This is a genomic window from Alkalibacterium sp., from assembly GCF_046484155.1.
Lineage (GTDB): Bacteria > Bacillota > Bacilli > Lactobacillales > Carnobacteriaceae_A > Alkalibacterium.
Genome location: NZ_JAWOBT010000120.1, coordinates 12,791 through 28,912 on the forward strand (window position 1 = coordinate 12,791; position 16,122 = coordinate 28,912).

Consider the following 16,122-nt stretch of genomic DNA (forward strand, 5'->3'; position numbering starts at 1 on the left):
AGTTATTTATTATCCCTTCATTGCAAGAGGGAGCGCTATCAGCACAGCGCCTGCCGCAAATCGAGTGAAACTATTGAAGAACCGTGTATCTACAAAGTTTTACAATCCCAATACAAAAACAAAATTTTCAGGACTTATAGATATGATCTTTATTTATTCTATTTTCTTTTTTTGAATATTTTCACTCCGATACCCGTTAGTGCACTGACTAATCCGATTGCTCCGACAGTCCATAAAGCCGTTGCTGTGGATGGTAGTCTTTCCTCTAGTGGAGTGTCTAACTCCTCATCCATTTCTTTTGCTGGCTCTTCGTCGGTCGGTTCCTTATCGACGGGTTCTTCGTCGGTCGGTTCTTCGTCGATCGGTTCCTCATCGACGGGTTCTTCGTCGGTCGGTTCTTCGTCGATTGGTTCCTCATCGATTGGTTCTTCATCGGTTGGTTCTTCGTCGATTGGTTCTTCATCGACGGGTTCTTCATCGGTTGGTTCTTCGTCGATTGGTTCCTCATCGGTTGGTTCTTCGTCAATCGGTTCCTCGTCGGTTGGTTCCTCGTCGGTTGGTTCTTCGTCATCTACTTCTAGCTCTCTATCAGTCAACATGACAACAGAAGCCGTAAGAGGAGCTAACGTAATACTATCTTCAGTTATTGAAACACCTGCTGGACTTGTGATTGCTTGTGTTCCAGCAGACTTGCCATCAACTAAAACATAGCCTTCAGTCAAGTCAGTGCCAAGTGTCAATGTACGTTCAGTGTCGTCAGCATTGACAAAGACGTAATAGATATCCCCGTTCGAATCTTCTGCACGGTAACCGATAATTAAATCTTCTTCATTGATTTCCGGTGCATCGACTAAAGAAACCATTTCTGCAATTTCTGCCATCGTTCCTTTACTGAAAGCATCCGTGCTGCGTCTGAGTTCAATCAACCCAGCTGTGTAGTCTTTGGTTAACGTGTTGATTGGATATTGCTCAGTATCTGTTACTTTGTTCCAGTCAAATCGGTTGATGATGTCTGTTGAATCATAGGAGTCATGAATGAAATACGGATACTCGAATGGTTCGCCGTCTGCATCTGTCATAAAGGTAGATTTGTAAGGAACCATTTCATCCGATACCGGTTCAATGAAATCCGGATCACGGAATTGTTTTGTGCGTCCATATTCCTGACCGGCATGAATGAATGGTGTGCCTTGAGCCGTTAAGACCATTAAATTCCCTATACGAATACGCTGGTGAATTTCTTCTTCATGCTCAGCCGGATCTTTCTGGATCGACTGTGCAATCACGTCATGCAAGGTCAGGTTGTCGTGTGCTGCGATATAAGGTACCACATCGCCTGGATCTGTTGCTGTGAAGTTATGTGGATTAGCTGTCAAGTTATCGAAGATGAGTTGGATCGAACGTGCACCCCCCGTTAAGAAACGCGGCTCTCCTTCACTACCAAAGCCGGACTTCAGTTCATTACGGATTTCATCCGAGAATGAACCTACCGCTTCAGTATCCTGCATCCAGTCCTGATCAGCTGGTTTGACGTCTTCATATCCTTCATCGCCGGCAAATGTACGCCAGCCTTCGCCGATCATCAAGATGTTCGGGTTAAGTTCTTTGGCTTCATCGTAAGCGATTTGAATACTTTCGGCATCATGATCGCCCATCATGTCGAAGCGGAAGCCATCGACTTTAAATTCTTCTACCCAGTAAGTGATGGAATCAACTAAGATACGTCGTGACATTGCGTGCGTCGTACCTAAACGTCCACCACCAAAGCTTTCTCGTGATGTGCCGTCCGCATCCATGAAGTGATAGTAGTTTGGTTCCAGATCTTCAAAAATACTGGTACGCGCTGTATGATTATACACCACATCCAAGATGATGCCCATATCACGTTCGTGAATTTCAGCAATCAGATTTTTGAATTCTTCGATACGTTTTTCTGGATCTTCCGGATCTTCAGAATACATCCCGGTCAGTGAGAAGTAACTTTGCGGGTCATATCCCCAGTTAAAGTTGGTATCGGTCGATTCGTAATCCAGTAGTCTTTCGTCGTTCGCAAATTCATTGGCGAAGAAATAACTCATGACTGGAAGCAACTGGACATGCGTCACACCCAGACTTTGGATATAATCGAGTTTTTCAACAAATGCACTGAATGTCCCAAACTGACTGTCCAGTTCGTCTGCGATGTTAGGGTCTGAAGTAAAGTCTCTGACGTGAATCTCGTAGATGATCGCGTCTTCACGTTTTTCATAACCATCGATCTCGGCATAGTCCAGCTCAGGTCCCACATGGCTCGGGTTAACGATCGCCGCTTTACCGATGGTGCTTTCGGGATCACTGCTGTTCCAGACCGCCATTGAACGTGCATAAGGGTCTAAAGCCAGGACAGACTCGCCGTCCCGTTCAATTTCAAAGTGATAATAGTAACCTGTCACATCATCAAGGCCAGTGGTGTCGGCGTTAAGTTTGACTTCCCACACGCCGGAGTCTTTGGCGGTCATAGCAATGTCGTCTTTAACGATTTCTTCCTGGTTGTCTTTGTCGTACAGAACGACACGAACATTATCCGCACTTGGTGACCACACTTTAAGCGTTGCTGTGCCGTCTTCTCTTAAATCTAAACCAAGTTCACCGTCATAAGCATACAAGGCATCTTTCAGTCTCCAGCCCATCATTGCTTCCGTTTCTTTTTCATCGAAAGTAATAGTATATGGACCGTTTTCAACTAAGAAATCGCCCGTCAGCGTCACAACGTTGCGGTCAGTATCGATACTGACTGTGTCAAAAAGCAATGCTTCGTTGTTACCGTCTGTTAAGACCAGTTTTTCTCTGATTGTTTCTTCTGTCAGTCCTTCAGTGGAGTGGAAGAATAGTTCGACTTCTGTTTCAGAAATCAATTCCGCTCTATCCATTCCCGCTTCGCTGACGTAATAAGGATTGGTATAAATGGTTTCGTCACCTTCTCTAATAAATACTTGTGTGTGTTCACTTGCTTCAGTAAACACATAATTATCTGTTTGATCTCCTGATTCTTTATTCAGGAATAAGAAGCCGACAGATTCAGCATTTTCTGCCAATGGAACATCGAAATAGGCACCATTTTCACCCATAGCATCTAAATCGTGTGCCCCGTCTGGCCACCCGGTCGTTGCTTCCAGGACATCTTCCCACGTCCAGAGTGCCCATCCTTCATAATCCTCTGCTGTACGGTTATAGTTGACGCGCAAGACGTCATCTGCTAAAGGTTCATAAGGATAAATCATGAAGTCCTGGTCCACCCAGGCTTCATTCATTTCTGGTGTAAGCAAGCGCAGGTTAAGGTCACCCGTTAAATTTTCCCCTGCTGTATCATTGATCAAGAATCCGATTTTTTCTGGATTTTCAGCCAATTCAACATCCAGGTAGTAACCGTAATCCGTTTCTACTGATTGATCAAAGGATAAGGCACCGGTAGGCCAATTTCCTGAGGGTTCTTTTACATCCTCCCAGATCCAAAGACCCAGATCTTCTCGAGCATCTGACGGAAGTGTCTCAAAATGGAGCCGAAAAAAGCCATCTGCTATTTCTTCGGTCTCATTTTCCTGCGGTGTCTCAACTTCTTGAGAAATGAGTTCACCGTTTTCGATAGTGAGCAAAGCTGTCCCGCCATCTGATAGAGCCGGAATAGTGAAGGTCAAGCTGTATGTGCCATCCTTCTCCATCGCTTCAACGGTTTCAAGTGAATAATGATCCGTTAATTGTGCTTCAGCGGCATCGGCTTCCACAGTAACGGTTTGAGGTTCTTCCGACACGTTGAAGGCCATATAAACAGATTCGTCTGCAAGGGCCCGTTCAACCATCAGCCACTCATCATCGTTTGAACCTAAGAATGTTTCACGGTCGCCGCGAGACAAGAGTTCGCTGTTCTCATTTCTGAATGATATGAGTTTTTGATAGTGTGCTAAAACAGTGTTGTTTTCAACCTGATCCCAGCCGAGATCATAACGGTTGTCGTAAAGAGGCCAGTTGTTTGCGCCACTTTGACCAAGTTCTTCACCGTAATAAATGACCGGTTGTCCTTTTGAAGTCATCTGCAGCGAAGCGGCTAATTTCAATTTGCCCTCATTGTTGCCTTGAGAGAGCAAGAACCCTTCTTCATCATGACTGCCTAAGAACTGACCTAAGGTTGCATCACTTGTGAGTGCTGTATTACGTTCGATCAGCGTGGCATTGGCTGCTTCCAGGTTGCCATTGGCAAAGGAAGAGGCGATACCTTTAAAGCCAAAGTCCAGTAAACTGTCCATCATACCGGAATTTAAGTAACCATGGTCACTGCTGTAATTGGCACCCCATGATTCACCGATCAGTTTGAACGATGGGTCTTTTTCGACTAATTCATTTTTAAAATGCTGCCATGTAGTGTCTTCCACATGTTTCACTGTGTCCACACGGTAACTTGAGATAGCGTTACCTTGAGCAGTGGTCGATTTTTCGATCCAGGCTGATTGCCAAGCGACTAATTGCTCACGCACCGCTTGACGTTCTGTTTCGAAATCTGGTAAGTTAGAAAGTTCTGATTCTAAATCACCGCTGCCGGATGTTTCTCTCAGCATATCGTCGAACACTAGACGGTCTTCGTCTGTCGGATAGCCTTCCGGAGCATTTTCCAGGCTGTCCGTTGGATGCATGCCATATCCTGCATGGTTCAGGACCACGTCGACCATGATATTGATATCACGAGCAGCTGCTTCGTCGATCAATGCATGGAATTCAGCCAGTGTTCCTAGATGTGGGTTGAGTGCTTCAAAGTCCTCAGCCCAGTAACCATGGTAAGCATAGTAAGCGCCCTCCGCAGCATTGGTATTTACATCCTGTGCCACGTTTTCGACAATTGGTGTTACCCAAATCGTTGAGACACCTAATTCATCAAGGTAGTCAAGGTTCTGAGTGACGCCTTTAAAGTCACCCCCCTGATAAGTGCCGCGTGGGTTATCGGCATTTTCATAATCAAGTCCGTAGGGGTTGTTATTTGATTCGTCCCCATCAGCAAAGCGGTCTGTCAGCATGAAGTAGATGATCTCTTCATCCCAGTCACGTTCGCCTTCGACTTTGCTTCTAGCGTCAATAGTCACATCTGCTTGAGCATCATAACGTCCGTTGGTTTCGTCCCAGACGGTGACAGGGAGAGTATACGTCCCAGGTTGAACGGTATGGTCGACTGATAAGGTCACTCTGTTTAATGCTGGTGAAACAGCCAAGTCGGACGGTCCGCCAATAGCTGACAAATCAGCTGAAATACGGTCGATAGCTAAATCGGAATTATTTACGATAGTTACATCTAATATTCCGTGTTCATTGTAATTAAATGAACGGTCAACTGCAGCCGAGAGAGTGATATCCCCTTGCCCGTCAGTTTCTTCTGGTCCTTCTTCTGGTGTTTCTGCTATATAAAATGGATTGGTAAACGTTTGAGTGGGATCTGCATCCGTGACAAACACCTGATTCATCGTGTCAAATGATGTGAAGCTCAAATCTTCAGTCTTTTTATCTTCCCCATCTGTGGTGTTAACGATAAGGAAGCCAAAAGTCTCTGCGTTCTCATTGACAGGAATGTCCACATATGACCCATGTTTGCCTACTTGATCATTTGAAAAAGAGGCAGCTGCGGTCGGCCAGTCTTGCGGGTGATCCGGAGCATCTCCCCAGAACCAGACGCCAAAGTCATCATAGTTTACTGTGTCATTTAAATAATGTACACGAAGGGTCGGTGTATCGAAATCAACGGGTTCGTAATAATAGACGGAACCGTCTGCTCTCACCCATATTTCATCAACCTCTGCCTGAATATCAACATTAATGTCTTCATCAATGTATTTTGATTCATCACCATAAACGGCAACAAAACCAATCGTACTGGCATCAGCTTTGATTTCAATGTCCTGATAATAGCCGAAGTCTGTCGTTTGTTCTTCGCTGAAAGCAGACCCATTCGGCCAGCCTTCACCCGTAGCATCTGAAGGGGTCATAACGTCTCCCCAGAGCCATAAGGATAAATCGTTGTCAATTGAATCAGTCTCCAGGTGAACACGCACGGTGCGCGCTTCTTCCGCCTGGACAAGTGTTACAAATGGAAAAACGTTAGCTAATGTTTGAAAAAGTAAGACAACCGCAAAAAATGCGGAAAAGAACGTTTTTGTTTTTCTGTTCATGTGATAATCTCCTTTTCAGTCGTGTTAGCGCTGTCAATTTAGGCAAAAAATAACTCTCCCAACAACACATGTGAGGAGAGTATTTAATTTCAGATGATAATTATCCTTTTGTCGCACCAGATGCCAACCCTGAAATAAGGTATTTTTGCAGCATCAAGTAAACTGTTGCGATCGGCACGGCAATAAGTACCGCACCCGCAGCAAAACGACTGAAGTTATTTGAGAACTGCGCATTAACGAAGTTATAAAGACCCAACGCTAAGGTGAAGTTCTCGGGACTTCTTAAAACGATACGCGGTAAGATAAAGTCCATAAATGGTCCCATGAAGTTGAACAAGGCAACCACGGATAGAATCGGTTTAGCTAGCGGCAATAGAATCTGGAAGAAAATTCTGAAGTGACCCGCACCATCCATCTTAGCTGATTCATCCAGCGATCTCGGTAAGGTATCCAAGTAACCCTTGACCAGGAACGCGTTCATAGGGATTCCTCCACCAATATAGATCAGTATCAATCCCCATAGATTATCTAACAATCCAACAGTGTTGAGCAAGATGTACAGAGCCACCATTGCCATCAGTACCGGAAACATTTGTAAGAGTAAGAAAGCATACAATCCATTCGTACGTCCTCTGAAACGATAACGCGAGAATGCGTAAGCGGTAAAACTTACGACTGTCGTTGTGACGACTGTGACGACTGTCGAGACAAACAGCGTGTTTCTGTACCAAAGTAGATAATCACTTCTAGGACTTGTAAACAGCCATACAAAGTTATCCAATGACCAATTCTCTGGAGATAAAGACGCACTATATAGATTAGTCGTGGTATTCATTGAGATTGCAAATGCCCATAAGAGCGGATAAAAGATAACCACAAACACAAGCCCAAGGATCAAATAGATGAGAGCAACTTCTAAACGGCTTTTTTCTTTGCGACTAAGTTTACGGTCGCTTTTTTTAGTGGAATTCTTTTTCATTAGTTGTTACCCTCCTCTTTGAATGAACTTGAACGTCTGAATTGGAAAAACGCAAACGTTGCAACGATGAGTCCTAAGATCAATGAAATAGCGGCAGCCATACTGAATTGTGAGTTGGTAAAGGTCAAGTTATAGACCCAGGAAATCAGGATGTCCGTTCCACCGGCATTTTGTCCACGAACGGCCGGACCACCTTCATTGAACAGGTAAATAATATTAAAGTTATTGAAGTTAAACGTGTATTGCGTTATGAGTAACGGCCCCGTCGCAAACATCAGATGCGGGAACGTAATGTTTGTGAATTTTTGCCAGCGCGAAGCGCCATCCATATCTGCGGCTTCATACCAGTCAGACGATATCCCCTGCAGCACGCCGGAAAACAGTGCATAGACAAAAGGAAAACCGAGCCAGACCTGAATCATTATGATCGCGATTCGACTCCACATGACGTTAGTCATCCAAGGTATCGTGATATTAAACAACGGTTGCAGAATATCGTTATTGATCGCACCGAAGCTATCATTGAATAATGCTGAGAAGATAATAATTGTGACAAACCCTGGAACAGCCCAAGGTAAGATCAATATGGTCCGGATAATCTTTTTCCCTTTGAGACGTTTATCATTGGTCAAGATAGCCAGGAACATTGCCAGACCTATTGACAGCGTTGTTGCGACAAATGTCCAGGTGAGTGTCCAGGAAAGAACGCTGACAAAGGTCTCGCGCCATTCCGATAAGGTCACTAAGCGAATGAAGTTTTCAAAGCCGACCCACTCGAGCAAGCTACGTGGGGGAGCATTGTATAGATTGTAGTTGGTAAAGGCTAAGAAGCCCATAAATAGCAGTGGTAAAATAACCACAAAGATCAAGAGTGCAAATCCGGGACCGATCATGACATACGGAAAAGCCGTATCCCATGAGTTGTGGAAGTTTTCCATTACGCCACCGGGTTTCCATCCGTTTCTAATTTTCTGCGCCTCAACTTTTGCATCTTGGATGTTAAACCAATAAAAGGCAGCATAGAAAACAGTAAAGAGCAGTGCCAGGATACCCTCGATCAAGAATACACGTGAATCATCAACACGTGCTTCATTACCAAGGGTGATAAGTCCTTGTAAGCCGGCAGCAGCAAATTCGATCATAACGAATGCAAAAGCGGCAAACAGGATAAATATCGCGATACCTTTCAGTTTTCTTCTATTGTAAATCTGTCCCATACCAGGAATGATCGATAGAAGCATAGCTTTTTTGGGGCTATGATTCAGATCTTTCGTTCGTGTCTGGGAGGGTTTTTTTTGATTTTCGTCAGTAGCCATAATTTCTCTCCTTCTACTAGCCCTAAAACAGTCACTTATGTCTATAGAGGTGACGTTAAACAGCTCTAAACACATAAATAACTAATATGAAGAAGGAGATTGAGTTTTTAGTTGCTCAATCTCCTCCTTAAATTAGCTTGACGTTACAACGATATTTAAATTATTGACCCATCATTGAAATTTCAGATTCAATTGTTTGAACTGTTTCGTCTAATACAGTTTGTACATCGTCACCTCGTTGGATAAATTGTAATGCGTCACCCATAGGTTCCCATACTTGTGACATCTCCGGGATGTTAGGCATTGGATGTGCATTTAGAGTTTGAGCAAAGATCGGTTTCATTAACTCATCATCAATTTCTACAGCTGCATGAGCAGGCAATTCGCCAGCTACATCAAAATAAGTTGCTGAGCTTTCTTCATTTGTCATGAACAATGCTAATTCTGTTGCCCAGTATTCAGCTTCTGTATAATAGTTCACTAACCAGCCTTTGTTGCCTGAGAAGGAGGTCAATGGTTCACCGTCTTTAGATGGTAATTCAGTAACCATCAGATTTTCGCCAATGGCAGCTTCATAGTCAGGGATTGCCCATGGTCCGTTTACGATCATGCCAACTTTTCCATCCATGAATAAGCTGTTAGCTACTTCTAAATCTGTTCCTTCAGGCATAAGTCCTTCTTCAAACCATGATTGAATCATTTCAACTGATTCCACAGCTTCAGGTGTGTTTAAGCCAATGTCTGAAGTGTCGTATGTGCCGTCTTCATTTTGTGCAAAGATGTAGCCACCGTCAGCCGTCAGGAATGGGTAGGTGAAGTATAAATTAGCTGCATCCATCATGAAGCCGTACTGGTCACCTTCTGTCAATTCACGTGCAGTTTCCATCAATTCATCCATTGTTTCGGGTGCTTCAGGTACTAAATCTGTATTGATGAACAGTCCGTAAGTTTCTACAACTGCCGGAATACCATATTGTCCACCTTCATAACTGAATGCGTTGACAGCCGCTTCATTGTATTCACCTAAACGACTTAACTGATCTTCTGTCAAGTTCAGTTCTGCAGCTAAACCTTGTAAGTGAATATCACCCATGCGGTCATGTGGCTGGAAGAACAGATCCGGACCTTGTCCCGAAGGTGCATCCAAACTCATGCCTTCTGTTTGTTCCAGCATGCTGTAAGGTGTGATTTCTACATCAATATCGTGTTCTTCAGTAAAGTTAGCAGTGATCTGTTCATAAGCGTCTAATTGTACTTCCTCGTCGTTGACCCAAATATGTAACGATTCAGGTTTTTCAGGTGTATCTTCGCTTGCCATTTCATCTGTTTCTTCTGTATCTTCTGTTGTGTCCTCAGATGTATCACCTGAATCGGTGGTGTCATCTGTTCCACATGCTGCAAGTAGACCTACTGTTGAAAGCAGTAACATTCCTTTGTACCAAAACTTCTTATCAATCATTGTGTTGCCTCCTATTTTTTGTATTTTCCTATATTTGCTTACTTTATTCTCCAAGCTCCAAGAAAAGGCTTTCTAAAATCTTGTTTGCTTAGAAAACAATGTTGTAAGTGATTACATTGTAACTATATAAGTTTTTTACAATTGTTTCAATTGTTTTTTCTATGTTACCGGTATCAGGATACATCGACGTTTTTTTATATCGCTAACTAATCCAGCAATTCGACAACTATCGCCTCATATGGCTGTAACACTGACTGTTTTGGATCGAAGGATTCTTTATCGTAATTTGAAACAATCACATCTCCGACACTGTTTGTAATATTTGAAACCAAATGTTCTACTTTTCCACTCACATTCGCGACGATCAGCCATGTTTTGCCTTTATATGATCGTTTGTAAGCATAAACAGAGGGATGATCCGGTAAGAGCAATTCATAATCGCCCCAAACGACCAGCGGATTATGTTTTCTTAATTGAATCAGTTGTCTGTAAGTATTGAAAATAGAATCCGAGGAGTCGCGGGATGCTTCCACATTGATTTCTTTGTAATTCGGCTGGACCGGTAACCAAGGTGTCCCGGTTGTAAAGCCAGCCTGGTCAGAGTCATCCCATTGCATTGGCGTTCTCGCATTATCGCGTCCTTTAACGTTGATCACATGAATAAGCTCCTCGTGTGTATAGCCTTCATCCAATCGTTCGTTATACATATTGATACTTTCGATATCATCCACTTCATCGATGGATTCAATCGTTCTGTTTGTCATCCCGATCTCTTCACCCTGAAAAATATAGGGCGTGCCTTTCATAAGATGAAGCAGGATCGCAAACAGCTTGGCACTTTCTACTCGGTATTCACTGTCATTGCCGTAACGAGAAACGACACGGGGCAAATCATGGTTATTCCAGAACAGACTGTTCCAGCCATTATCTTTTAATTCGATCTGCCACTTGGTCAGGACCTCTTTCCACTCAACGAAGTCGATCTCTTTTATATCCCATTTCGACTGATTCGACTTTTCATCCAGCTGTATGTGCTCGAATTGAAAAACCATGGATAATTCGTGACGCTCCGGATCAGAATAAAGTTTAGCAGCTTCCGGTGTTACTCCCCACGTTTCTCCGACTGTCATGACATCTCTGCCTTTCAACGTTGCTTCGTGCAATTCCTGCAGGTAGTCATGCAACTTGGGACCGTTGGAAGTGATTTTCTCATCCGGAAGTTTACCGATCAAGTCGATCACATCCATACGGAAGCCACCGATGCCTTTATCTAACCAATAATTCATCATGTCATACACAGACTGACGGACGTTTTCGTTTTCCCAGTTCAAGTCAGGCTGTTTTTTACTGAACAAATGCAAGTAGTACTGCTCTGTTTCTTCATCGTATTCCCAAGCAGACCCGCCAAACGCCGCTTCCATATCATTAGGCGGCCCGCCATCGACCGGGTCACGCCAAATGTAGAAATCGCGGTACTCATTCGTTTTGCTTTTTCTCGATTCAACGAACCACTGATGCTCATCACTTGTATGATTGACAACCAAATCCATTACGATCCGGATACCGCGTTCAGCGGCTTCATCAATAAGTCGGTCCATATCTTCCATTGTGCCAAAATCAGGATGAATCGCCTGGTAATCACTGATGTCGTAGCCATTATCATCATTGGGTGAATCATAAACTGGACTCAACCAGATAGCATCGACCCCTAAGTATTTTAAATAATCCAGACGACTGATGATTCCGGGAATATCCCCGATACCATCGCCATTACTGTCCTGAAAACTGCGCGGATAAACTTGATAAATGACCGCATTTTGCCACCACTTCATAGAACTCTCCTCTCGGTAACTAAATTAAATTATTTGCTTGCTCGCTCAAGAATGGCATCCAATGTCAGTTCTCTCGTGTCTTCCACGATATAGTCTGCTTTGTGCATGGCGTCTTTTGAACCTACACCTACCGAGAACATGCCGGCACCATTGATGGCTTCCACACCCGCTTCAGCATCCTCCAGTCCCACACATTCAGAGGCATCTAGTCCGAGCATTTCTGCTCCTTTGATAAATATTTCCGGATCAGGCTTACCGGCACTCAATGAGGCCGGATCCACGACCCCGTCAAACAGATCTTCAATTTCAAGTCGTTTCATAATTTCAGGCGCATTCTTACTTGCAGAAGCGAGGGCCATGCCCAGACCTTTGTCTTTAGCGTCTTTAAGCAATTGCTCAATGCCCGGAAGTAAATCCTTGGGTGTGATCTGCTTGATGGACTCTTTGTATTCCTCATTTTTTTGTGTCGCTAATTCGTGTTTTTCTTCTTCAGAATAGTCATTCTCTTTGTTGCCGTGTTTCAAGATGAGATCCAAAGATTCCATTCGGCTGATCCCTTTAAGTTGCTCGTTGAATTCTCTGTCCATCTCGATACCCATCTTTTTAGCTAAACTTTTCCATGCCAGGTAGTGATATTCTGCTGTATCTGTGATCACACCATCTAAATCGAAAATTAGTCCTTTAATCATAACTGCCTCCTTGTAGTATCTTACTTTTTTTTAATAAAAAAAGAGAGATAACCATCTCTCTTCCTTATTCATCATTGTCTTTTTGTGTTTCTGGTTGTGAAAACGGCAGACTCACTTGGTTTTATACCATGAGCTGGTCATTGGTACTATGAAATGGCAGACTCAGACATTTTCCTGTCCTGAGTTCGTCATTCCGACCTCGAAATGGCAGACTCGGAAATTATTCCGTCATGAGTTCGTCATTCCGACCGCAAAACGGCAGACTCGGAAATTATTCCGTCATGAGTTCGTCATTCCGACCGCAAAACGGCAGACTCAGAAATTATTCTGTCCTGAGTTCGTCATTCCGACCGCAAAACGGCAGACTCGGAAATTATTCCGTCATGAGTTCGTCATTCCGACCGCAAAACGGCAGACTCGTACTTATTCAGCGTACGAGTCTGTCTACAGTAACTTCTAAACTGTGGAGATAATCAGATCATCTGATCATCTCTTCTTGATTGTCTGTCTTTACTTTTTAATAGCTTGTTTGACGCTGTTTTTTAAAGTTACAGTCTCCCCGTACAGAACGATATCGAGTGCATCGCCTTCTTGTAAGGTGAATGCGACATTTTCTTTATCGACAGTGACTTTAATCAGTCGGCCACGGTACTTCAATTTGAATTCATACCCGTCCCATTTTTCAGGACAGTATGGGTCAAAGGACAGTTCACCGGTCAGGGTACGCATGCCTGCAAAACCTTGAACGATGGATAACCAGCCCCCACTCATCGAGGTAATATGCAGCCCGTCTTCGGTATCGTTGTTGTAGTTGTCCAGATCCAAACGTGCCGTACGTTCATACATTTCGAATGCTTTTTCCTTTTTACCTAATTCCGAAGCCAGAATGGAATGGACCAAAGGCGATAGCGATGATTCATGCACCGTCATCGGTTCATAGAAATCGAAGTTGCGCTCTTTTTCTTCCTGGCTGTATTCGTGATTCAGGAAATACAAGCCTTGCAGCACATCCGCTTGTTTAATAAACGGCGAGCGTAAAATCATGTCCCAGGACCAGTTCTGGTTGATCGGACGTTCTTCCGGTTTAAGTGAATCCACCGGACGCAAGTCTTTATCCAAGAACGTGTCGTGTTGAACGAAAACATCCAGCTCTTCATCTTTAGGGAAATACATGTTTTCAACAATATCTTTCCATTGACTTAATTCTTCAGACTCGATCTTCAGGCTCGCTTTTTTCTCATCTGACACTTTTCCAAGTGACTCGAGTGTGTAACGCAGCGTCCATGCGGCCATCGTGTTTGTGTACCAGTTGTTATTAATGTTGTTTTCATATTCGTTTGGACCTGTGACGCCATGGATCATATATTTCTCATTACGTTTTGAGTAGTGTACGCGGTCCGCCCAGAAACGGGAAATCCCGGTAAGCACCTCGATGCCTTGATCAAGTAAATAAGATTCGTCTCCGGAGTAAGTCGCGTGATTGTAAATGGCATGAGCGATCGCTCCGTTACGGTGGATTTCTTCAAACGTGATTTCCCATTCATTATGACATTCGATCCCTGTGAAGGTGACCATTGGATACAAGGCGCCCTTAAGCCCTTGTTTAGAGGCATTAACGTGCGCTTCTTCCAGCTGATTGTGACGGTAAACAAGGAGCTGTCTGGAAACTTCTTCATCCGTCGTCGACAGATACATAGGCAAGATGCATGACTCCGTATCCCAGTAGGTTGCGCCACCATATTTCTCGCCAGTAAAGCCTTTAGGCCCGACATTCAAACGCGGGTCTTCTCCGTAGTAGGTCGAAAAGAGCTGGAATATGTTGAAGCGGACACCCTGCTGGCTCGCCGCGTCGCCTTCGATGACCACATCGGCGTTGTTCCAGCGCTTGGCCCATTCACTAACATGTGCTTCTTTCAGTTGCACAAAGGCAGCCTGGCTGGCATCACTTAAGATCGCTTCGGCAGCCTCAACTTGCTCGGCTTCTTCAACGTCACGGCTGGTGATCACAGACACTAATTTTGTCAACGTCACCCTGTCGCCTGCTGAAACCGTTCCTTTATAGGTTTCTGAAACGGTCATATCAGACTCACTGCTGGCTTCCTGATTCAACCCTTCTACCGTATTGCTCATCATCGTCGTGACGGTGAAACGATCGGTACCATAATTATTCTCAATTGTTTTTGTCGTTAAATAAGGATGTGGCGTCAACCCGCGGTCTCGTTCGATCCAGAACTGTTCATCATAGTTGCTGTCTTCATTGACGACATCGCCATCTAAATGAGGCATCATTTCAATGGTGGGATTACCTTTCAGTACGTCTGCTTCAACATGCATCACCGCTAATTCTTTCGTTGCGACACTGACAAAACGAGCAAACGTAAAGGCGATTTCAATCTCGTCATTGGTCCAGACGTAAGAACGGTTCAGTACGCCCGCTTTCATATCCAGCTCTAAATGGAAATCTCTGACCTTGTCTTTTGCCAAATCGACTTGGTGTCCGTTGACACGAATCGTTATGGGAAGAAAGTTCGTTGCATTGATCACTTTACCGAAATATTCCGGGTAACCAATTTTCCACCAGCCGACTCGCGTTTTATCCGGGTACCACACGCCGGCTATATAGGTGCCGATATGGGTGTCGCCTGAGTATCCTTCTTCAAAGTTCCCACGTAAACCCATGTAACCATTACCTATGGACGTTAAACTTTCCTGCACACGCTTATCTTTTTTGACATCGGTCGTGATGACCTTCCACGGGTCTATCTTCGCTATTCTTTTCATCCGTCACACATCCTAAGTTATGAATTCTGTTATTTAATCGTTTTTGATTGCTTCCATTAAAACTCTACGTTTCTTCGCTCGATCACGTTTTTTCATTAAGCGTTGTTTCTTCTCTTCTTCGTTGTCCACATAATAAAAGACTGAGAAACCGTTCTGATGCAATATCTGATCTTCTTCATAGGAGTCATCATTGAACCCAAAGACTTTTATCGCACCGGAGGGAAGAAGTGGTAAAAAGGCTTCATCTTCATCCTGATTGAAGAAGAAATACAGTTCCTGGTTGCCTAATTTACGTTTGAACCCTATGAATTGTTCATCGTCTCTGATATCGTGCCATTCTGTTTCGCCATAGCTTAAAATCGGCTGATATTTTTTACGGAAACGGATCAGTTCTTTTGAAAAACGCAGCATATCGTGATCCTGCTTGTTCTCGTCCCAAATCATACACTTACGGCAATCCGGATCCCCTTCTCCGTCCATCCCCACTTCAGTACCGTAATACATACACGGTGTACCGGGTTGAGAGTATAGGAATGCCATCGCAGATTTTACGAGATTTTTATCGCCGCCTGCTTTGCTTAAAATACGCGGCGTATCATGAGAATCGAATAAATTAAACATCACCTCAGTCGTTTGTCTGCGGTAAAGCATCCGCTGACTGTTCAAACTCGAGACCAGACGCGTCGGAGATAAGATCTTCTTGAAGAAATAATTCTCGATATTATCCGTAAACGCATAGTTCATGACGGCATGGAACTCGTCACCGTTTAGCCAGTTCTGTGATGAATGCCAAATTTCTCCTAAGATATACAGATCTTCTTTGATTGCCGTCGTTTCCTTGAAAAACTTCTTAGGTATCCGGCAGCAGGTCCCATACGGCG

The 16,122-nt window shown here is 44.0% G+C and carries 8 protein-coding genes and 1 pseudogene; all 9 read right to left on the reverse strand.

Annotation, left to right across the window (positions count from 1 at the left end; genetic code table 11):
• Window positions 1-158: 158 nt before the first annotated feature.
• On the reverse strand, window positions 159-3,836 hold the full coding sequence (locus tag R6U02_RS08785; protein WP_410263247.1) for a pullulanase: 3,678 nt from the start codon (window positions 3,834-3,836) through the stop codon (window positions 159-161).
• 180 nt (window positions 3,837-4,016) lie between these two features.
• A pseudogene (locus R6U02_RS08790) lies at window positions 4,017-6,185 on the reverse strand (alpha-amylase family glycosyl hydrolase); the annotation flags it as partial.
• 100 nt (window positions 6,186-6,285) lie between these two features.
• Window positions 6,286-7,164 carry a sugar ABC transporter permease gene (locus R6U02_RS08795; RefSeq protein ID WP_410263239.1) on the reverse strand — a complete coding sequence of 293 codons (879 nt, stop codon included), beginning with the start codon at window positions 7,162-7,164 and terminating at the stop codon, window positions 6,286-6,288.
• A complete protein-coding gene (locus R6U02_RS08800) occupies window positions 7,164-8,480 on the reverse strand; it encodes an ABC transporter permease subunit (protein WP_410263240.1) in 1,317 nt (438 codons plus the stop codon). The genes R6U02_RS08795 and R6U02_RS08800 overlap by 1 nt, the downstream gene beginning before the upstream one ends.
• A gap of 160 nt (window positions 8,481-8,640) precedes the next feature.
• Complete coding sequence (locus R6U02_RS08805; protein ID WP_410263241.1) at window positions 8,641-9,939, reverse strand: extracellular solute-binding protein; 1,299 nt, start codon at window positions 9,937-9,939, stop codon at window positions 8,641-8,643.
• Window positions 9,940-10,145: 206 nt separating this feature from the next.
• Complete coding sequence (locus tag R6U02_RS08810) at window positions 10,146-11,771, reverse strand: glycoside hydrolase family 13 protein (protein ID WP_410263242.1); 1,626 nt, start codon at window positions 11,769-11,771, stop codon at window positions 10,146-10,148.
• A 29-nt stretch (window positions 11,772-11,800) separates the two neighbouring features.
• Entirely contained in the window at window positions 11,801-12,460 is a 660-nt protein-coding gene (gene pgmB / locus R6U02_RS08815; protein ID WP_410263243.1) for a beta-phosphoglucomutase, read from the reverse strand.
• 510 nt (window positions 12,461-12,970) lie between these two features.
• Complete coding sequence (locus R6U02_RS08820) at window positions 12,971-15,241, reverse strand: glycoside hydrolase family 65 protein (protein ID WP_410263244.1); 2,271 nt, start codon at window positions 15,239-15,241, stop codon at window positions 12,971-12,973.
• 33 nt (window positions 15,242-15,274) lie between these two features.
• Window positions 15,275-16,122 (reverse strand): alpha-amylase family glycosyl hydrolase (locus tag R6U02_RS08825; protein WP_410263245.1); only part of this gene is annotated, 848 nt, incomplete at its 5' end.

Bases quoted from the DNA above. Each gene is read 5' to 3' on its own strand.
- R6U02_RS08785 (WP_410263247.1), bottom strand. From the start codon at position 3,836: ATGGTTGAACGGGCCCTTGCAGACGAATCTGTTTATATGGCCTTCAAC.
- R6U02_RS08795 (WP_410263239.1), bottom strand. From the start codon at position 7,164: ATGAAAAAGAATTCCACTAAAAAAAGCGACCGTAAACTTAGTCGCAAA.
- R6U02_RS08800 (WP_410263240.1), bottom strand. From the start codon at position 8,480: ATGGCTACTGACGAAAATCAAAAAAAACCCTCCCAGACACGAACGAAA.
- R6U02_RS08805 (WP_410263241.1), bottom strand. From the start codon at position 9,939: ATGATTGATAAGAAGTTTTGGTACAAAGGAATGTTACTGCTTTCAACA.
- R6U02_RS08810 (WP_410263242.1), bottom strand. From the start codon at position 11,771: ATGAAGTGGTGGCAAAATGCGGTCATTTATCAAGTTTATCCGCGCAGT.
- pgmB (WP_410263243.1), bottom strand. From the start codon at position 12,460: ATGATTAAAGGACTAATTTTCGATTTAGATGGTGTGATCACAGATACA.
- R6U02_RS08820 (WP_410263244.1), bottom strand. From the start codon at position 15,241: ATGAAAAGAATAGCGAAGATAGACCCGTGGAAGGTCATCACGACCGAT.